We start from the raw sequence: 18,493 nt of genomic DNA on the forward strand, positions 1-18,493 counted from the left end.
GTCGTGCTCGCGGGTACGCAGACTATGCTGCAATGCAACAAACGGTCGCCCGTCGGCGACGCCAGGAGCAATCCCTTGAAGATACTCGACGCCTTGCTGGCGCGCCGCCGCGACGCGCAACGCGACACGCCTGTCGCGAGCGCACCCGCACTGCGGGACCGGATTACCGCCACGATCGATGACGCGCTGGCTTCGGCAGGCCTGACCCGGGACACCGTCGACGGCGCCGCCATTGCAGGCGTCATCGATGGCGCGCTGGTCCGGGCGGGGCTGCGCGGACCCGGTGACCTGCCTGGCCCAGCGGTGACCCAGGCGCCCCTGCGGGCAGCGGAGGCGGCTGGGCGCAGCGCCACGGCGCGCGATCCCGCGGGGAGTTTCCTTGCCAGGACGTACGCGGGACCGGAGGGCACCCTCGCCTACATGCTCCATGTCCCGGCCGGCTACGACACGGACGCCACCCGCCGCTTTCCGTTGCTGGTGATGCTGCATGGCTGCACGCAGTCGCCCCAGGATTTTGCGGCCGGGACGCGCATGAATGCACTGGCCGACGTGCACGGGCTGCTGGTGGCGTACCCCGCCCAGTCCGCGAACGCCAACGGCTCGAGGTGCTGGAACTGGTTCCGGCCCAAGGACCAGGCACGCGGCGCCGGCGAACCCGCCCTGATCGCGGGCATGGCTGCCGAGGTCACGTCCGCCTATCGCGTGGATCCGGCGCGCACCTATGTCGCAGGTCTCTCTGCGGGGGCCGCCATGGCCGTGGTCCTGGGCAGGACCTATCCGGATGTGTTTGCAGCGGTGGGCGTCCACTCCGGCCTGCCCTATGGCGCGGCGGATGATGTGGCTTCGGCGTTCAGCGCGATGAAATCGGGCGCATCGCGCGGGGACCGTGCAGCACCCCGCCACGCGGAAAAGGCAGTGCCCACCATCGTCTTCCATGGCGACCGCGACCATACGGTGACCGCCGCAAACGGCGCCGCCGTCGTCGCCCAGGTCACCGGTGCCGCCCCGGCCGGGCTCACCACGCAACAGGACAGCGGCACCGCCAGCGGCGGACGCAGCTACACCCGCACGCGCCACGCCGACGCTTCGGGCAGGACGCTGGTGGAGGAATGGCAAGTACACGGCGGCGGCCATGCCTGGATGGGGGGCAGCGCAAAGGGCACGTATACCGATCCGCAAGGCCCGGATGCCTCGGCGGAGATGGTTCGCTTCTTCCTGCAGCACAGCCTCTGACGCGCCGACCGGCCAGTCTGGCATCCTGGCGACGCGCGGGAAAAACGCACGCCGACCTTGCCCACACCACCCGATCCGTCGTGTCCTTTGGCACATGGCGCGCGTACCTGCCCTTGTTACCGTCGCGCCCTCGTCGACCCCGGGGACCCGCCGTGCGCATGCTGCTCGTGGCCATGATGCTTTCGCTGAGTTTTCCCGCGGCGGCGCAATACACACCGCCGCTGGGGGCCAACCCCCAAGTGGGTGGACCGCGGACGCAGATGTTGACGCTCGCCAGCACGCACCTGTCGGGGCATTCCGGCAAGTGGTCGCCGGCGTGGCTGGAGCCGCTGCTCCGTCCCCTGGTGGCCTGGCGGCCGCAACTGGTCACGATCGAGCAGCTGTCGGGATCGCAGTGCGAAAGCATGCGCGGCAATCCGGTTGTTTTCGGCGAGATCTTCGAAACCTACTGTCGGGACGCCACGCCATTCCAACGCGCACTGCGTATGAGTCAGCCGCAGGCCGGCCGCGAAGCAGAACGGCTGCTCGCCTCCTGGCCCGCCAGGCCGACCCCGGCGCAGCGGCGGCAGCTCGCCATGCTGTTCCTGGCGGCTGGCGACTTCGGGTCCGCGATGGTCCAGTGGCTGCGCTTGCCCGCAGCCGAGCGCGTTGCCGTCGATGGCCTCACCGAGGATGCGCTGAAGTTCCTGACGCGATCGAATGGCCGAATGAACGAGTCCTACGACGTGGCGGCCGTCGTCGCGGCACGCGTCGGGCTGGAACGCGTGCATGCGATCGATGACCACACCAGCGACGGCATCTTCCAGGACGTGGACCCAGGGTACGGGCCCTGGCAACAGGCGCGTTTCGACCGGCTGCGCGGCAGCCAGGCCCTGGCGCGACTGGAGTCGGCCGAAGCGGCGGTGCGCGACGGCCAGAGCCTGCTCGCCTACTACCGGGCCATGAACGCGGCGCACGCACTGGATGCGCAAGCCGGGCTCGACTTCGGCGGCGCCTTCGCCGACGGGCATCCGGAACGCTTCGGCCGTCTTTACGGCGCCTGGTGGGAAACCCGCAACCTGCGCATGGTCGCCAACATCCGCGAAGCGACCGCGCTGCATCCGGGCGCGCGCGTGCTCAACATCGTCGGCGCATCGCACAAGCCGTGGTTCGACCAGTGGGCACGTCAGATGGGCGACGTCGAAGTCGTGGCGGCGGACGAGATCCTCGGGGACTGACCAGCCGGGCCAGGGGTCTGTTTCGCACCCGTTCTTTTTTTGGTCAGTGTGGGCGACCCGCGAGCGGCTCTCCGGGTACGGCAACCAGATGGTTGGCGTACGGCCGAATGCCGAGCCGAGCGTCCCGATGGGCCAGAGACTCGCGGAGGGCTTTCAAGGAAAGCCTCGATCGCGCTTGCCGCCAGCATCGGCCCACGCGCTCAACTGCGGGCGTGAGGGCTGGGCCACGACCGTCCCGTCGCCTCTCGGCATCGATCGTCAAACCGACAGCAGCGCCGGATCCATCACCGACCGGCGCAGTCTCCCCCTGGCCCGAATGATCCGTGGGTTGGCCTCTAGATCAGCCGCACTTCGAATACCCACAATTCAAGCAAGTCGCACACCCATCCATCAGCACCACCGCCTTCGCGCTGCACTTGTGGCACATGGTCGCGGACGGCGGGAACGCCACGCCGTCGCCGGTGACTTCGACGTCCTCGTCCTTCGGGTCGTCCTGGACCTTGGGGTCCGGGAACAGGTCGGGGCTTACGTCAGAGTTTTTTTTTGAGCGGAGCTCGTAGGCGCGGCGCTTCTCGGCGATCAGCGCGCGCTGCTCGGGGCTCATGTCGGGGTCGTGGAGCATGCCGATGGACTTGAGGTGGTCCTCGACGATGCTGCCCAGCTCGGCGACCAGCGACGGCATGTACACGCCGCCGGCCTTGAAGTAGCCGCCCTTGGGGTCGAACACGGCCTTCATTTCCTCGACGAGGAAGGTCACGTCGCCGCCCTTGCGGAACACGGCGGACATGATCCGGGTCAGCGCCACGATCCACTGGAAGTGCTCCATCGACTTGCAGTTGATGAAGACCTCGAACGGGCGGCGCTGCTCGTGCTCGGTGCCGGCGTTGAGCACGATGTCGTTGATGGTCACGTACATGGCGTGCTCCACCAGCGGCGACTTGATCTTGTAGGTGCTGCCGATCAGCACCTCGGGGCGCTCGATGCGCTCGTGCATCTGGATCACGTTGGTCGACGCAAGCTCCGCCTCGGCCTGCTCGCGGGCGACGGAAGCACCAGCGGCGGCCTTGTCCCGTTCCTCGGCGGTGACGACGGCGTATCCCTTGATTTTCTTGTCGATCTTGACGGCCATGACGCGATTCCTGGTTGTGCGGTGTGTCCGGAGGTTGCTTGCTTGCGGTTGCGGTGGTGCTCGACGGGTGCGGGTGGGCCCTCACCCCAACCCCTCTCCCGCGAGCGGGAGAGGGGCTTTTTGCGGATTACTTCTTCGCTGCGCCGGTAGCGGCGGCCTTCTTGCCACCGGCCTTGCGGCTGGCGGTCTTCTTCACCTTGGCCGACTTGCGGGCGGCCTTGGCGGTGCTCTTCTGCACCTTCTTTGCGGCCTTCCCGACGGCCTTGGTCGTGCGCTTGCGGGCGGTGGTCGCCTTCTTCGCGGTCTTCCTGGCCGCCTTGCGGACGGCTTTCTTCGCTGCCGTCTTCTTCTTGGCCGCCTTGCGGGTGGCCTTCTTGGCCGTCTTGCGCGCGGTCGTCTTCTTCGCGGCCTTGCGTGCGGTCTTCTTCGCGGGGGCCTTCTTCGCCGTCGACTTGCGCGTGGCCTTGCGGGCGGTCGTCTTCTTCTTGGCGGCCTTGCGCGTGGTCTTCTTCGCCGCGGTCTTCTTCTTTGCCGCCTTCTTGGCGGTCTTCTTCTTCGCAGCCTTCTTCTTGCCGGTCTTCTTCTCCAGCGCGGCGGCCTCGGCCTTGGCGGCGGCGGCGGCGGCGGCCAGGGACTTCTTGGTCTTGGCGACGCGCTTCTTCACTGCCTTGCTCGCATCGGCGGCCGTCTTGCTCACCGCGGCGCCGGCGTTGCTTGCGGTCTTGCGCACGGTCGCCGCGGCGCCGCTTGCGGTGGAAGCCGCTGCGGCACCGAGGTTGGCCGCGGTGTCCTTCACGTTCTCGGCGGCCTTGGACAGCGTCGCCGCCACGCCTTTGGCCTTGGTTTTCTTCTTGCTCATCGGGGTTGTCCTCGTCGTTCGTTTTTGATACGGGCATGTACCCGCGGGGCGGAATGTAGCGCGAAGTCGGCGGCAAGTGTGCGAATGCGTGAATGCATCGAAACCGTTGCCCCGGTCGCCGCCCCCACCCCCGCCCCTCTCCCGCGAGCGGAAGAAGGGTTCCAGGCGGTATCAGAACTTGCCGTAGTACCCCTCCTTGAGCGCATCGAACAGGTTGGCGGCGGTGTGCATCTCGCCGTCGTATTCCACCTGTTCGTTGCCCTTGACCTCCACCGTGCTGCCGTCCTCGAGTTCGAAGCGGTAGGTGGTGTTCTCCAGGTCCGCCTCCTTGACCAGCACGCCCTGGAAGGCGGCGGGGTTGAAGCGGAACGTGGTGCAACCCTTCAGTCCCTTGGCGTGGGCGTAGGTGTAGATGTCCTTGAAATCCTCGTAGGGATAGTCGGTCGGCACGTTGGCGGTCTTGGAGATCGACGAGTCGACCCACTTCTGCGCCGCGGCCTGGACGTCGACGTGCTCCTTCGGGCTGATGTCGTCGGCGCTGATGAAGTAGTCCGGCAGCCGGGCGTCGGCCTCCTCGGAGAACGGCATCGCCCGCGCGTTGACCAGGTGGCGGTAGGCGAGCAGCTCGTAGGAGAACACGTCGACCTTCTCCTTGGACTTCTTGCCCTCGCGGATGACGTTGCGGCTGTAGTGGTGCGCGAACGAGGGCTCGATGCCGTTGGAGGCGTTGTTGGCCAGGCTCAGCGAGATGGTGCCGGTGGGCGCGATCGAGCTGTGGTGGGTGAAGCGCGCGCCGGTCTCGGCCAAGGCCTCGACCAGGTCCGGGGCGACGGTGGCGAGCTGCTGCATGTAGCGCGAGTACTTGGCATGCAGCAGGCGGCCTTCGATCATCTGCCCGACGCGCCAGCCGTCCCTTGCCATCTCCGGCCGCTTGCGCAGCATCTCGGCGGTGACCTCGAACTGCTCGTCCATGATCGGCGCCGGGCCCTTCTCCTCGGCCAGCGCCAGCCCGGTCTCCCAGCCGGCGACGGCCATCTCGCGGGCGATGCGCTCGGTGAACTCGCAGGACTCGTCGCTGCCGTACTTCATCCGCAGCATGGTCAGCGTGCTGCCCAGGCCGAGGAAACCCATGCCGTGGCGGCGCTTGCGCATGATCTCGTCACGCTGCTGCTGCAGGGGCAAGCCGTTGATCTCGACCACGTTGTCCAGCATGCGGGTGAACACGCGCACCACTTCCTTGTATTCCTCCCAGTCGAACGTCGCGCGGTCGGTGAAGGGGTGCTGCACGAACTTGGTCAGGTTGACCGATCCCAGCAGGCACGCGCCGTAGGGCGGCAGCGGCTGCTCGCCGCAGGGATTGGTGGCGCGGATGTTCTCGCACCACCAGTTGTTGTTCATCTCGTTGACGCGGTCGATCAGGATGAAGCCCGGCTCGGCGTAGTCGTAGGTGGACACCATGATCATGTCCCACAGGTGCCGGGCCTTGACCGTGCCGTAGACCCTGCAGGCGACCAGGCCGTCGTCGCGCACCACGTAGTTCTGGTGCTGCGGCCAGTCGCGCCAGACGATCTTTTCGGCATCGGCCAGGTCGACGTCGCCCTTTTCCTTGGCGTTGATGGGGAACACCAGCGGCCAGTCGGCGTCCTTGTCCACCGCCTCCATGAAGCCGTCGGTGATCAGCAGCGACAGGTTGAACTGGCGCAGGCGGCCGTCCTCGCGCTTGGCGCGGATGAAGTCGCGCACGTCCGGGTGGCTGACGTCGAAGGTGCCCATCTGCGCGCCGCGGCGGCCGCCGGCGCTGGACACGGTGAAGCACATCTTGTCGTAGATATCCATGAAGGACATCGGGCCGGAGGTGTAGGCGCCGGCGCCGGCGACGAAGGCGCCCCGGGGGCGCAGGGTCGAGAATTCGTAGCCGATGCCGCAACCGGCCTTGAGCGTCAATCCGGCCTCGTGGACCTTCTCCAGGATGCCGTCCATCGAATCGATGATGGTGCCCGACACGGTGCAGTTGATCGTGCTGGTCGCGGGCTTGTGCTCGAGCGCGCCGGCGTTGGAGGTGATGCGGCCGGCGGGGATCGCGCCGCGGCGCAGCGCCCAGGCGAAGCGCTCGTTCCAGCGCTCGCGCGCCTCGGGCGTGGGTTCGGCGTCGGCCAGGGCGCGGGCAACGCGCCGGTAGGTCCCGTCGATGTCCGGATCCACCGGGTCGCCGGCCTTGGTCTTGAGGCGGTACTTCTTGTCCCAGATGTCGGCCGAGGCCGGCTGCATCGGGACGAGATCCCGGGTGGCGGCGCCCTGCGCCCCGTCGTCCGTGTCGTCCACCACCTTCTTGACCGCCTCCAGTCTCGCCGTGCTCATGCTGCTCCCGTCTCCTTAGAACCCGTGGCCCGGGTCTTGCCCGGCGCCTTTGTTGTTGTCGTGTTGCCGCCGTGCGCCAGTGCCGGCCGTCGATCCCGCCCTCGACCGCCGGCGCTTCCGCGGCGACGGCGAGGCCGTGGCCGCGGCGCCGGCGTCATTCGCGCCTGTCGCCCCCGACCCCCGTTTTCCTGCCGTGTGCCGCCGTGTCCATCCCAGTGCCGTCCCCCGTCGCCACCGATCCCGGCCCGTTTCCCGCGCTTGGCGAATCCCGGGAAATCCCCACTACTTGGGCCTGTTCAACTTCGCCAACCCTAGATGTTGTGGCGGCGCGGGAATTGAAGCTACGCCCGAAAAATCCGGAAGTCAACGCCTTGTGACGGGATCCGCGGCCCGGCGCGCCCCGGGCCACCCGAGGGTCGCAGCCCGCCACGTCGGTCCTCCGGCAGGCTCAGTAGCGACCGTGCGCGGGCGCTTCGCGCAATCCCAGCGCCTGCATCAGGGCGCGGAACCGGGGCTCGTTGCGCAGCGGGTTCCAGCGCGCGTCGACCTTGATGAAGCCGATACGCACGTCGTGGACCGCCTTGCCGCGTTCCAGCGCATCGAGCGCGGCGGCGGTGTCGCCCAGCGCCAGGTGGGCCGCGGCCAGGCTGGTCGGCGGCAGGTAGCCCGCGGACTCGCGTCGCCGCAGTTCGCGCAGGAGCTCCTCGGCCCCTGGACGATTCCCGGCGGCCACTTCCGCCATCGCCAGCACCGCCAGCACCTGGCTGGCGCGGCGAGAGCGGTCCGCGGCGCGCCGCAGGTCCGCGACCGCGGCCTCTGCATCGCCACGGTCCAGGGCGAGCCCTCCCCGAACCAGCAACGCGATCCAGAAGTCGGGCTCCAGTTCCAGCGCCCGAGCCACCCAAGCTTCCGCCTCGTCGGGCTGGCCCGCGGCGCTGTGGAATCCGCCGCCCAGCGCGTTGATGAAGGGCGACAGTGGATCCAGGTCGCGCGCCTGCCGGACCTCGGACAGACCTTCCTCGAAGCGTCCCGTCGTCACCAGCAGGTGGGCCAAGCCGCCATGGGCATCGGCCAGGCTGGGATTGAGTTCGATCGCGCGCCGCATCGCGGCCTCCGCCCCGCGCCAGTTCCAGTCGTGCAACTGCAGGTACCGACCATGGGCCAGGTGGGCTTCGGCCGAGTCCGGGTCGATCTTCAACGCCTGCAAGGCGGCGCCGCGGGCCAGGGGGAACACGTCGTCGGGTGGCGCATCGTTGTGGGACATGAACAAATACGCGGTGGCCAGCCCGGCGTAGGCACGACTGCAGGTTGGATCTTCCGCGATCGCCTCGCGGAATTTGGCGATCGTCTCCGGGGCGCGGCGATGCAGCATGTAATGCGCGCGCAGCAAGGTCCGGAAGGCCGACGCGTCGTGGCCCTCGCACGGCGCAGCGGTTCGCGACGCGTCGGGCCGCGGCTCGATGGCCAGCGACGTGCCGACCGCGTCGCTGATCTCGTCCTGCAGGCGGAACACTTCGTCGATCCGTGCGTCGAAGGTCCGCGCCAGCAGCGTGCGGCCGTCCGGCACCGAGAGCAGCTTCACGTTGACCCGCACGTGGTCGTCGACGCGCTGGGTGGAGCCGTCGACCACGTAGGCGGCCGCCAGTTCGCGGCCCACCGCAACCGGATCGTCGCGCCCCACGACCAGTTGCCTGGCCGACGACAGCGATCGCACGCGAAGCGCCGGCAAGCGGCCCAATCGCGTCACCAGCGTTTCGGCCAGCCCCAGCTCCAGCAATTCGTCGCGCGGCCCCGCCGACAACGAGCGGAAGGGCAATACCGCCAGGGTGGCGGGCCCGCGTGCAGCGGGTGCTTCCGCCGCCGGCCCGGGTCCGTTTACGCGCCACGCAACCAGCCCTGCCATCAACAAGAGCAGGACCCCCACGCCGGCAACCGCCAATCGCGGCCCCTGCATGGCGCGTCGTCGCTCGGCGCTCCGGCGTTCCGTGGAGATCGCCGGGAGTCGCGAAGGCGACTCGGCCGGGACTGGAGCCGCCGGCGATTCGTCGCCTTCTACCGCGTCCGCCACGAACCGGTAGCCGCGACCGGGCACGGTCACGATGTAGCGGTGGTCGCTGGCGTCGGTACCCAGCGCACGGCGCAGCGTGGAGATGGCCTGGCTGAGGTTGTTCTCCTCCACGATGCGGCCGGGCCAGACGGCCTCGATCAGTTCGTTCTTGCTCACCACGCGGTCGCGGTGCCGGACCAGCGTGGCCAGGGTGTCGAATGCCTTCGCGGTCAGCGGCACGACATCCCCTGGCCCTCTGGACAGCTCGCGTCGCCGCAGGTCGAGGCGAAAAGGCGGGAAGCGATAGGTCTCGGCCGGTGCGTCGTCCATGGTTTCAGTATTTTTCACCGAATTTCATCGCGTGCTGATGGCGCGCCGGCCGGGTCGCGAGGCAGCTTGGCTGCGAGCCCGCACTCCCGCAGGGCCCACCGACCAGGAGAACATCATGAACCTGCTCCGCCCTCTCTGCATCCTTACCCTGCTTGCGTCGGCCGGCACGGTCGACGCACAAGGTCCCGCCACGACCGGCGCCCTTGCCACGCCTGCCAACCGCATCGTCGGGACCTGGGCCAACGTCGCCCGCGTGGGGAGCTGCGCCACCGGTGTCCTTGGCCCGGCCTTGAACCAGACCCTGATGTACAACGCCGGCGGGACCATGCTCGACAACCCCCGGTTTCCACCCCAGGGGATCGCCACGCCCGGCGGCGTGGTGCAACGCAGCATCGGCATCGGCACCTGGACGTACGACCCCGTCAGTGGCCAGCACTTCGTGCGCCAGCAGTTCGATTTCTTCCTGTCCAACGTCTACGACGGCTACCAGGTGATCGAAACGACGCGCCAGCTCAGCAACGACGGCAACCGCCTCACCGGCCCCGTGGTGGCGAGCCGCTACAACGCGGCCGGCGAACTGCTGTTCCAGCAATGCGGCGAAGCCGTCTCGACCCGGCTGTGAAGCATCCCGACTGATGGTTCTGCTCGGCCGTCATCGGCGATACCCGGTCGACGGTCAGCAGGAATGCCGACCACACACATCGACGATGCGGTGTCGGTGGGAGTGCGCCGGGCGAACCATCGAGGAGCGTGACCAGTACCCCGCTTGGAGATCCACCATGAAACAGATCGGCTGTGGAACCCTGCTCACTGCCTGCATCGCCCACGCCCTCCTGATCACCGCCTGCGGCGGCGGGGGTGGGCAGACGGTCAAGGCGGACCCACCGCCCCCACCGCCGCCGACGTCGGCGCCACCCCCGGAGCCCTGTCCCGCCCCCATCACCACGCCGTGCACGGTGACCGCCCAGTACACATTGACGTTCGACGAGTACGGCATGACTGGAGGGCGGCAGACCGACCAGCGCCTGTCCGTGATGGGCCCCGGCGGCTCGTTCAACCTCAAGAACGGCGAATACCGCTTCTCCGGCGGAACCGAGATCGCGGGCGCCACCCTGGTCGTGTGGGACACCCTGGTGTCGAACGTCTCGATCCTCCGCGACGGCTCCGGCCTGGGTTTCCAGGGCACGAGCGTCCTCTGGCTCGGCGGCACCATCCGGGGCAACGTGCGCAACGACGAGTTGCTCACCCTGCGCCACCTCTGCGGCACGGGCCTGAACCTCTGCACCCACGACAGGCCGCGGCGCATCGAAGGGAACTACGTGCAGACGGGCACGCTCGAAGCCGTCCTCGGGGACCCGCTCCAGATCACGGGCACCACCGACCTGGCGGGCGAAGTGCGGTTCATCCCGGGAACCTCGCAGTCCTACGTCTTGCCATCGGCCCCATCGAGCATCCTGGTCCTGCATGCCAACGGCGGCATCACCGGTCAGTTCGGCGGCTGGCAAGGCGCCGGCCTGTTCCTTTCCGGCAGCCTGCGGCACACGCCGAACGACGTGTTCTTCGATGCCACCCGTATCAGCGTCCAGGGAGCCATCGCGGCAAGCGCCGGTGCCGATGCGCTGACCTCCGCAACCGCAGCCCGCGTGGATGATGCGTTCTCCGTGGCCGACGGCTTCGCCGGTGCCGATCCCGCGTCGCTGAGCGGCGTGCAGCGACAGTTCCTGTCATCGGCCGCATCGGTCATGCATGCCGGCAACGCCGCCCAGGCAATCCGGACGCTCGACAGCCTGTCCGGCCATGGCCATGCCGGGGCCCCGGACATGTTGCGCGCCCAGGCGGCCGGCTTCGCCGCCTCGATGGACGCGCGGATGAACCGGCTGGTTCCTGGCAGCGCACCGGCGGCGTGGTCCACGTCATCCTTGCTCGAGGGCACGACCCCGTTCTTCGTGGGCACTGCCAGCGGATACGACGAGTGGCTGGGTCACGATCTGATGGTGGGCGGCAGCGTTGGCAACGCGCGAGCAGACCGGCAATTCGACCGCATGGGCGGTCAGGTCTGTGGCACGGCGCCGCTGGCCAGTGTCCATGCCCTTTACCGAAGCGGGGGTTGGCATCTGGCCGGACTGGTCGGGGCGGGGCGGGCGAACCTGCAACTCACGCGGCCCATCGACCTCGGGGCGGGTCGCCAGGAGTTCGCGTGGAGCCAGCGCGACGTCGACCAGGCCTTCGCCCATGTTGAATTCGGGCGTGACTGGACCTGGGGCCCGAGCCGTTTCTCACCCTACCTCACGCTCGATCACAACGTGATGCGCACGGCGGGTTTCGCGGAGCTGGGGAGCACAGGGTTCGAACTCGTCGCCGAACCCGCCACCACGACGAGGACGACCGCCGCGACGGGCATGCGTCTGTCGCGCCGTTGGTCGCTGTCGGGCGGTTGGATCGGCGTGGACGTGGATGCGCGGTATGCCCGCGGCCTGGCCAATGATGGCGAGGCGTCGCTGGCCGCCTTCGCGGCTACACCAGGCGCGGACTTCGCCCTGCTGGGCACCGGAGGCGAGGCCGACTCGCGCTCGTTCATGGTGGGGCTGGCGGGCATGGGACCGGGACCATGGACATGGTCGGCACGGTTCGGGCGGCAACTCGACGCGTCGATGTTCTTGCCATCGACCCATTGGTCGTTCGGCCTGCGCCGCGAGTTCTAGCCAGGACAGGCAGAGGCCCGGCCCGGGCCTCCGCGCTCCCCGGACCGGCGCCCGCGGCGCCGGCTGGAGCGCCTGCGGGAGACGCCCGACCCCCCGGCCGGCTCGTCGCGCCCCCGAGGGGCCCATGTCGCGGGCCGCTTCGCTCCGGGCTCGGCACCTCGACGCGCGACGAGCGGTTTCAGCCATGTTTCAGCCCCAGCGCGCCTCGCCGGTGGACAATGACGGCCTCCCGGTCCTGCCGCTGCGGGACGGGTTTTCACGCCTCAGCCACCCGCAAAAGGGGATAAATAGCGAGATGCGCGCGCGCAATACACACGTCACCCTCCTCGCCCTTACCGCCGCCGCCGCGTTCGGCGGCTTCGCCGCGACAGCGATCCGGGACGGCCTCCAGCTGCCGGCCCAGGCCGCTCCGGCGTCCGCGACCTCGACCGTGGCCACGCTGCCGCCGGTGGTCGACGGCCAGCCGCTGCCCTCGCTGGCGCCGATGTTGCAGCGGGTCACGCCATCGGTGGTCAGCGTCCACACCAAGCAGCGCGTGCGGGTCAGTCCGTTCGGCAACGATCCGTTCTTCCGCCGGATGTTCCCGGAGTTGTCGCAGGAGCGGATCAACGAGTCGCTCGGCTCGGGCGTGATCGTCGATGCGACCCGCGGCTACGTGCTCACCAACCACCACGTGATCGAGGGCGCGGACGAGGTCTCGGTGACGCTGGCCGACGGGCGCACGCTCAAGGCCGAGTTCGTCGGTTCGGACGCCGACACCGACGTCGCGCTGATGCGCATCGACGCCGACAACCTCCAGGCGATCGCGTTGGCCGACAGCAGCAGCCTGCGCGTCGGGGATTTCGTGGTGGCGGTCGGCAATCCCTTCGGCGTCGGGCAGACCGTGACGTCGGGGATCGTGTCGGCGGTCGGCCGCAGCAACGTCCCCGGCGTCGGCTTCCAGAACTTCATCCAGACCGATGCGTCGATCAATCCGGGCAACTCCGGGGGCGCCCTGGTCAACCTTCAGGGCCAGCTGGTCGGCATCAACACCGCCAGCTTCAACCCGCGTGGCTCGATGGCCGGCAGCATCGGCCTGGGGTTCGCGATTCCCGCGAACCTCGCCGGCGACGTCATGCGCCAGCTCGCGTCGACCGGCCAGGTGCGTCGCGGTTCGCTGGGCGTGGAGACGCAGGACGTCGATGCGCGGCTGGGGGCCGCGCTGGGCCTGGATCCGCCACGCGGCGCGCTGGTCACGCGCGTCTACCCCGATTCGGCCGCGGCAGCCGCGGGACTGCAGCCTCGCGACGTGATCGTCGGCGCGAATGGCCAGCGCATCGACAGCCCCGACATGTTGCGCAATTTCCAGGGCCTGCAGGCGGCGAATGCGCGGGTGACGCTGGACGTCCGGCGCGACGGCGCCCCGCTGCGCCTGGTGGCGACCCTCCGGGAGCAACCCCGGGCCCTGCCAGGCTCAGCGCTGGATCCGCGCCTGTCCGGCGCCGTCTTCGCCGAGCTGCCCGAGGCGCTGCGCCGCGGCGGCGTCAACGGGGTGCTGGTCGAGCAGGTCGACCGCAACAGCCGCGCCGCCCGCAGCGGGCTGCGCGCGCAGGACGTCATACTGGGTGCCGGCAACAGCGGCGTCGCCGACCTCGCCGGCTTCCGCACCCTGGTTTCGCAACAACCCCCGCAACTGGTGCTGCGCATCCTGCGTGGCCGCAACCAGGGCAACCTAGTGATGCAGTGATGCACCCGCCGTGATTCACCCAAGGAGAACAGCGACATGAGCCCCACCCACACCGACAACCTGAAGAGCAACCTGTCCGAGTCGGGCAGCCACCTGAAGCAGGCCGCCCGCGATGCCGGCGAAGCCGTCAAGGGCGTCGCCAGCGCCGCCGGTGACGAAGCCCGCCTCGGCAAGGCCCACATCAAGGCCGACCTCGCCGACAGCGCGCTGGCCGCCGTGGCCGCGCTGGAGGAAGGTGGCGCGGCCGCGGGCGAGCAGGTCGATGCGTTGATGGACAAGGGCCGCGACCTGATCGACAGCGCCGCCGACCTGATCCGCGAGCGTCCGATCGCTTCCTTCGGCGCGGCGTTCGCCGCCGGCTGGATCATCGCCAAGCTCGCGCGCAGCGGCGACAAGTAAGCATCGTGGACGATCACGACCCCGGGGAAGGTCGCGACCGCCAGCACGACGGCAAGCAACGGCGTCCGAACCTGCTGGATGCCGCGGACGCCTTGTTCGACGCGGCCGGCTCGACGTGGACGGCAGGCAGCGATGCGCTGAAGGCCCTGCGCATCCTGCTGCTCGCCGATGTCTCCCTGGCGCGCAGCGCCTTCGGCCGCACCCTGGCGATGACCGGCGTGGCGATCGCCGCGGGAGCGTCGGCGTGGCTGCTGCTGATGACTGCGTTGATCGTCTTCCTCGTTCGCCAGCTGGGGGTGCCCTGGTCGGCGGCCCTGCTCGGCTGCGCCGCGCTCAGCGGAGCCATCGCGGCCTGGGCGGTGTGGCGTGCCGACCGCTACTTCGACGACACCCGCATGCGCGCCTCCAGGCGGCAGCTGGCGCGCCTGGGGATCGGCGAATTGGCCGGAACCCTGCCGGATACGAATTCCAACGCATCGAGCGAGGCCGCTGCCGAGCAGGTCAAGGAAGCCGGCGAGGACAGGCCGCCCGCCAAGAAGGACCTTGGCGTGGACCTCACCCCGCCATGAGCTTGGCCTGGGCGCGCGGCGGATCGAACGGAGGGGAGCCATGAGCTACGAGCAGCTGACGGAAAAGGTGCGCCAGGCCGAGCAGGCCCTGGAGGCGCGGGAACGGACCGTGGCCGCGAGCTGGCGCGTCACCAAGGACACGTGGAAGGAAGCCTGGACGCCCGGCCGGATCGCGGCCGTGGGCGTCATCGCCGGCTTCATGTACGGCCGCAGGCGCGCGCGGCCCGGCGGTGGCGGGGAGGGCCTGATCCGGACGGTGTCGAGCCTGATCGCACTCGCCAGCTCCATGCAGGCCAAGTCGGCCGCCCACGAGGCCGAGGACGTGGCGCAGACCGCCGAGCACACCGTGGCCACGAGCAATGCGGCCGCCGGGCGCCCGGGACCGCAGGCCGAACCGGAGCAGCACTGGTCCAATCCGCCGACCGCCGCCGCGGCCGCCACCGAACTCTCCGAACCCTGAGCTCAACACCATGAACACCCCACCCGGTGCCTCGCAGACCGGAGCCCCCACGACCGAGTCGACGAACGGCAACGGCGCGCCAAGGCCACGGGCGACCGCCGCCGCCCTGGTGCTCGCGACGCTGGCCGTCGGCTTCACGCTGTGGGCGGCCCAGGCACTGATCCTTCCCGTGCTGCTGGCGGTGTTCTTCGCGATGGTCGGCAATCCGATCCTGCGCCTGCTGCAGCGGCTGTACGTCCCGCGGTTCCTCGCGGCGATGCTGGTCGTTTTCGGCGGGCTGGCCGTGGCCGGGATGCTCGGCAGCCAACTGGCGCGACCGGCCGCGCAGTGGATGGAGCAGGCGCCCCGGCAGATGCGGCAGGTCAGCAACCAGCTACGCGACCTGGCCAAGCCGGTGCAGAGGGCGAACGAGGCCGCCGAAACCATTGCCCGGGCCGCCGGCGGCGAAACCGGCACCAGGCCGCAAGTGGTCAAGACGCAGGTCGACGATCCCTACGGCGTGGTGACCCGGGGCCCCAAGGTGGTCGCCGCCGTGTTCGCGGTCGTGCTGCTGACCTTCTTCTTCATGGTCTTCGGCGAAAAACTGCAGCGCAGTGCGATTGCACTGCTCCCGACCCGTCAGCGCCAGAAGATCACCGTTGGCATCCTGCAAAGCATCGAACACGAGATTTCGCGGTACGTGTTCACCATCACCCTGATCAACATCGTGGTCGGGCTGATCTTCGCGGCCTTGCTGCACTTGGTGGTCGACGTCGACCTCCAGGAAGCGCTGTTGTGGGGCACGATGGTGGCGCTGCTCAACTACGCGCCTTACGTCGGGCCGGCGATCGGCATCCTGCTGATGCTGGTCGTGGGTTTCGTGACCTGGAACGAGATCGGGCCGTCGTTGGTGCCCGCCGGCATGTACCTCGGCCTGAACATCATCGAAGGCCAGTTGCTGACCCCCATCATCCTCGGCCAGCGCATGGCGCTTTCGCCACTGGTGATCATCCTGGCGCTGATGCTGTTCGGCTGGCTGTGGGGGATCGTCGGCCTGCTGTTGGCGGTGCCGCTGCTGGTGTGCGTGAAGCTGGTGCTGGCCAAGCTCGAAGGGATGGAAGGCTGGGCCAGGCTGCTGGAATGATCGCGCCGCGCGGCATGGGCCGCGTTCGCACGCGGGAAGCGGCCGGGCAGGAAGACGGGCACCGCCCTACAATGGCCGCGTGAGTTTCCGCATCCGCGCCATCACCCTGGATCTCGACGACACGCTATGGCCGTTCGCGCCGATCGGCGAGCGCATCGAGCGCGCGATCGACGACTGGCTGCACACCCACAGTCCGCGCACGGCGCAGCGGTTTCCCATCCCCGCGATGCGCGCGTTGCGCGACCGCGTCCATGCCGAACATCCCCACCTCGCCCACGACTACAGCCGGCTGCGGCGCATGACCCTGGAGCAAGCGCTTTCGGAAAGCGGGGAAGATGCCACGTTGGCCGAAGCGGCGTACGAGGCCTTCCAGGCCGCCCGCAACGACATCGACTACTACCCCGACAGCCTCGCGGCGCTCCATCGCATCGCAGCACGCGTCCCCGTGGCGGCGGTCACCAACGGCAACGCCGACCTGGCGCGCATCGGCATCGCGGGACATTTCCGATTCACCCTGTGCTCGCGCGAACATGGCTCCGGGAAGCCCGACGCCAGCATCTTCCTGGCTGCCTGCCAACGGCTGGGCCATGCGCCCGGCGACGTGCTGCATGTCGGCGACCACGACGAGATCGACGTGCTCGGCGCCGCGCGCGCCGGCTTGCGCAGCTGTTGGTTGAACCGCGCCGACGACCGCGGGCAACGCCGCGCCTGGCCGCACGCCGGGTTACGGCCCGACCTCGAATTCGACACCCTGACCGCCCTGGCCGACTGGCTGGACGCGAACCACCAGTCTTCGCCAAGGAGCGCCGCAGCATGACGAGTTTCCCGCCCGGCTTCGCCGCACACGACGATTCCGCGAGGCCTCGACCGCTGTACCTGGTCCACCGCGACCGGCTGCAGGCGTGGCAATCGCGCCAGCCCGCCGCCACCGTGCAATGGATGCTGGCCCACGGCTTCGACGCCGGTGCCGGCAGCCACCTGGTGCTGCCGGGGGGCGATGCCGGGCTCGCGGGCGCGGTGCTGGGCATCGGGGATCCGCTCGATCCGTTTTCCTACGCCCACGCCCCTTCCGTTCTCCCCGGCGGGGAGTGGGCCTTGAGCGGCGAGCTGTCGCCGGACGAATCACGCGCCTTCGAGCTCGGCTGGGGACTGGGGAGTTACCGGTTCACCCGATACAAGAACGCCGTGCGCGAGCCGGCGCGGCTGGTGCTGCGCGCCATGGACGAGGAGGTGCGCGACGTGCTCGCGGCCTGCGTGCGGGTGCGCGACCTGGTCAACACGCCGACCCAGGACATGGGGCCGGAACATCTCGAAGACGTGGCGCGCGGTATCGCGCAAGCCCATGGCGCCGCCTTCGAAAGCATCGTCGGCGACGAACTGCTGGCGCGGAACTTCCCCGGGATCCACGCCGTCGGCCGCGCTTCGCATCGCGCGCCGCGTCTGCTTGCGATGCAATGGCCGGGGCCTGGAGGCGACGATGCCGCTTTGCCGCACGTCGCGATCGTCGGCAAGGGCGTGTGCTTCGACACCGGCGGCCTCAACATCAAGGGCAGCGACGGCATCCGCAACATGAAGAAGGACATGGGCGGCGGCGCGCATGCCCTGGCGCTCGCGGAGCTGGTCATGGCCCGCCAGCTGCCGATCCGGCTGACGCTGCTGGTGCCGGCCGTTGAGAACGCGATCGGACCGGACGCCTTCCGGCCCGGCGAGGTCATCGCCACGCGCCTGGGCGCCAGCGTCGAGATCGACAACACCGATGCCGAAGGGCGCATCGTCCTCGGCGATGCCCTCACCTACGCCGGCGAGCAGTCGCCCGACCTGCTGCTGGATTTCGCCACGCTCACCGGCGCGGCGCGCGTGGCGCTTGGGCCGGAACTGCCCGCGCTGTACGCCAACGACGACGCCCTCGCCGAGGAGTGGCTGCAGGCGGGGGCGCGGGTTCGCGACCCGCTGTGGCGGATGCCGCTGTGGCGCCCCTACCTGCGCTACCTGACCAGCAACGTCGCCGACATCGCCAACAGCGGGCCGTCGAAGATGGCAGGCAGCATCTCGGCCGCGCTCTACCTCGAGCGCTTCGTGCCCGCCGGACTCAAATGGGCGCACCTGGACGTGTTCGCCTGGAACGACAGTGAACGCCCGGGCAAGCCCGTCGGCGGCGAGGCGCAGGGACTGCGCGCGGCATACCTGATGCTGAAGCAGCGGGTCGCACGGCAGGAGTGACCTGGGCCGCGAGCCCGATGCGTGTATCGCGCGCATCGGCGGGGTTTTTCCGGGCGAGGCTTGTCTCAGCGTGAAGCCAGCGCCTTGTCTCCTGCGCCGTCGCGCATCCCCTGCCACTGCG

The 18,493-nt window shown here is 69.4% G+C and carries 15 protein-coding genes; 11 read left to right on the forward strand and 4 right to left on the reverse strand.

Going from position 1 to position 18,493, the window contains the following annotated elements; all coding sequences use genetic code 11:
- Window positions 1-75 precede the first annotated feature (75 nt).
- Complete coding sequence (locus tag ABD970_RS01445) at window positions 76-1,233, forward strand: extracellular catalytic domain type 1 short-chain-length polyhydroxyalkanoate depolymerase (protein ID WP_345293721.1); 1,158 nt, start codon at window positions 76-78, stop codon at window positions 1,231-1,233.
- 158 nt (window positions 1,234-1,391) lie between these two features.
- The gene (locus ABD970_RS01450; RefSeq protein ID WP_345294532.1) at window positions 1,392-2,450 is read left to right on the forward strand and encodes a DUF5694 domain-containing protein; all 1,059 of its coding nucleotides are present in this window, start codon (window positions 1,392-1,394) and stop codon (window positions 2,448-2,450) included.
- A 340-nt stretch (window positions 2,451-2,790) separates the two neighbouring features.
- Here ABD970_RS01450 and ABD970_RS01455 read toward each other — a convergent pair whose 3' ends face one another.
- The 4 genes from ABD970_RS01455 to ABD970_RS01470 all read right to left on the reverse strand — a co-directional run bounded on the left by ABD970_RS01455 (window position 2,791) and on the right by ABD970_RS01470 (window position 9,173).
- On the reverse strand, window positions 2,791-3,579 hold the full coding sequence (locus ABD970_RS01455; RefSeq protein ID WP_345293722.1) for a TSCPD domain-containing protein: 789 nt from the start codon (window positions 3,577-3,579) through the stop codon (window positions 2,791-2,793).
- A gap of 127 nt (window positions 3,580-3,706) precedes the next feature.
- Window positions 3,707-4,438 (reverse strand): hypothetical protein, encoded by a 732-nt coding sequence (locus tag ABD970_RS01460; protein WP_345293723.1) that lies wholly within the window; start codon window positions 4,436-4,438, stop codon window positions 3,707-3,709.
- 171 nt (window positions 4,439-4,609) lie between these two features.
- Complete coding sequence (locus ABD970_RS01465; protein ID WP_425563024.1) at window positions 4,610-6,796, reverse strand: adenosylcobalamin-dependent ribonucleoside-diphosphate reductase; 2,187 nt, start codon at window positions 6,794-6,796, stop codon at window positions 4,610-4,612.
- Window positions 6,797-7,244: 448 nt separating this feature from the next.
- Window positions 7,245-9,173: a winged helix-turn-helix domain-containing tetratricopeptide repeat protein gene (locus tag ABD970_RS01470; RefSeq protein ID WP_345293724.1), complete on the reverse strand. Its 1,929-nt coding sequence runs from the start codon at window positions 9,171-9,173 to the stop codon at window positions 7,245-7,247.
- A gap of 115 nt (window positions 9,174-9,288) precedes the next feature.
- Between ABD970_RS01470 and ABD970_RS01475 the strand changes: the two genes are divergently transcribed.
- The 9 genes from ABD970_RS01475 to ABD970_RS01515 all read left to right on the forward strand — a co-directional run bounded on the left by ABD970_RS01475 (window position 9,289) and on the right by ABD970_RS01515 (window position 18,372).
- Complete coding sequence (locus ABD970_RS01475) at window positions 9,289-9,795, forward strand: hypothetical protein (RefSeq protein WP_345293725.1); 507 nt, start codon at window positions 9,289-9,291, stop codon at window positions 9,793-9,795.
- A gap of 13 nt (window positions 9,796-9,808) precedes the next feature.
- Window positions 9,809-11,875: an autotransporter outer membrane beta-barrel domain-containing protein gene (locus ABD970_RS01480; RefSeq protein ID WP_345293726.1), complete on the forward strand. Its 2,067-nt coding sequence runs from the start codon at window positions 9,809-9,811 to the stop codon at window positions 11,873-11,875.
- Window positions 11,876-12,170: 295 nt separating this feature from the next.
- Window positions 12,171-13,601 carry a Do family serine endopeptidase gene (locus ABD970_RS01485; protein ID WP_345294534.1) on the forward strand — a complete coding sequence of 477 codons (1,431 nt, stop codon included), beginning with the start codon at window positions 12,171-12,173 and terminating at the stop codon, window positions 13,599-13,601.
- 36 nt (window positions 13,602-13,637) lie between these two features.
- Window positions 13,638-14,000: a hypothetical protein gene (locus ABD970_RS01490; RefSeq protein ID WP_345293727.1), complete on the forward strand. Its 363-nt coding sequence runs from the start codon at window positions 13,638-13,640 to the stop codon at window positions 13,998-14,000.
- A 5-nt stretch (window positions 14,001-14,005) separates the two neighbouring features.
- Window positions 14,006-14,569, forward strand: a complete 564-nt coding sequence (locus ABD970_RS01495) for a phage holin family protein (RefSeq protein ID WP_345293728.1) — start codon at window positions 14,006-14,008, stop codon at window positions 14,567-14,569.
- Window positions 14,570-14,609: 40 nt separating this feature from the next.
- Entirely contained in the window at window positions 14,610-15,029 is a 420-nt protein-coding gene (locus tag ABD970_RS01500) for a hypothetical protein (RefSeq protein WP_345293729.1), read from the forward strand.
- 10 nt (window positions 15,030-15,039) lie between these two features.
- Entirely contained in the window at window positions 15,040-16,152 is a 1,113-nt protein-coding gene (locus tag ABD970_RS01505; RefSeq protein WP_345293730.1) for an AI-2E family transporter, read from the forward strand.
- Between the two features lie 79 nt (window positions 16,153-16,231).
- The gene (locus ABD970_RS01510) at window positions 16,232-16,969 is read left to right on the forward strand and encodes an HAD family hydrolase (RefSeq protein WP_345293731.1); all 738 of its coding nucleotides are present in this window, start codon (window positions 16,232-16,234) and stop codon (window positions 16,967-16,969) included.
- Window positions 16,966-18,372 (forward strand): leucyl aminopeptidase family protein, encoded by a 1,407-nt coding sequence (locus ABD970_RS01515; RefSeq protein WP_345293732.1) that lies wholly within the window; start codon window positions 16,966-16,968, stop codon window positions 18,370-18,372. The genes ABD970_RS01510 and ABD970_RS01515 overlap by 4 nt, the downstream gene beginning before the upstream one ends.
- Window positions 18,373-18,493 lie beyond the last annotated feature (121 nt).

Source organism: Luteimonas vadosa, assembly GCF_039543545.1.
Taxonomy (GTDB): Bacteria; Pseudomonadota; Gammaproteobacteria; order Xanthomonadales; family Xanthomonadaceae; genus Luteimonas; species Luteimonas vadosa.

Bases quoted from the DNA above. Each gene is read 5' to 3' on its own strand.
- ABD970_RS01450 (WP_345294532.1), top strand. From the start codon at position 1,392: ATGCTGCTCGTGGCCATGATGCTTTCGCTGAGTTTTCCCGCGGCGGCG.
- ABD970_RS01455 (WP_345293722.1), bottom strand. From the start codon at position 3,579: ATGGCCGTCAAGATCGACAAGAAAATCAAGGGATACGCCGTCGTCACC.
- ABD970_RS01460 (WP_345293723.1), bottom strand. From the start codon at position 4,438: ATGAGCAAGAAGAAAACCAAGGCCAAAGGCGTGGCGGCGACGCTGTCC.
- ABD970_RS01465 (WP_425563024.1), bottom strand. From the start codon at position 6,796: ATGAGCACGGCGAGACTGGAGGCGGTCAAGAAGGTGGTGGACGACACG.
- ABD970_RS01470 (WP_345293724.1), bottom strand. From the start codon at position 9,173: ATGGACGACGCACCGGCCGAGACCTATCGCTTCCCGCCTTTTCGCCTC.
- ABD970_RS01475 (WP_345293725.1), top strand. From the start codon at position 9,289: ATGAACCTGCTCCGCCCTCTCTGCATCCTTACCCTGCTTGCGTCGGCC.
- ABD970_RS01480 (WP_345293726.1), top strand. From the start codon at position 9,809: ATGGTTCTGCTCGGCCGTCATCGGCGATACCCGGTCGACGGTCAGCAG.
- ABD970_RS01485 (WP_345294534.1), top strand. From the start codon at position 12,171: ATGCGCGCGCGCAATACACACGTCACCCTCCTCGCCCTTACCGCCGCC.
- ABD970_RS01490 (WP_345293727.1), top strand. From the start codon at position 13,638: ATGAGCCCCACCCACACCGACAACCTGAAGAGCAACCTGTCCGAGTCG.
- ABD970_RS01500 (WP_345293729.1), top strand. From the start codon at position 14,610: ATGAGCTACGAGCAGCTGACGGAAAAGGTGCGCCAGGCCGAGCAGGCC.
- ABD970_RS01505 (WP_345293730.1), top strand. From the start codon at position 15,040: ATGAACACCCCACCCGGTGCCTCGCAGACCGGAGCCCCCACGACCGAG.
- ABD970_RS01515 (WP_345293732.1), top strand. From the start codon at position 16,966: ATGACGAGTTTCCCGCCCGGCTTCGCCGCACACGACGATTCCGCGAGG.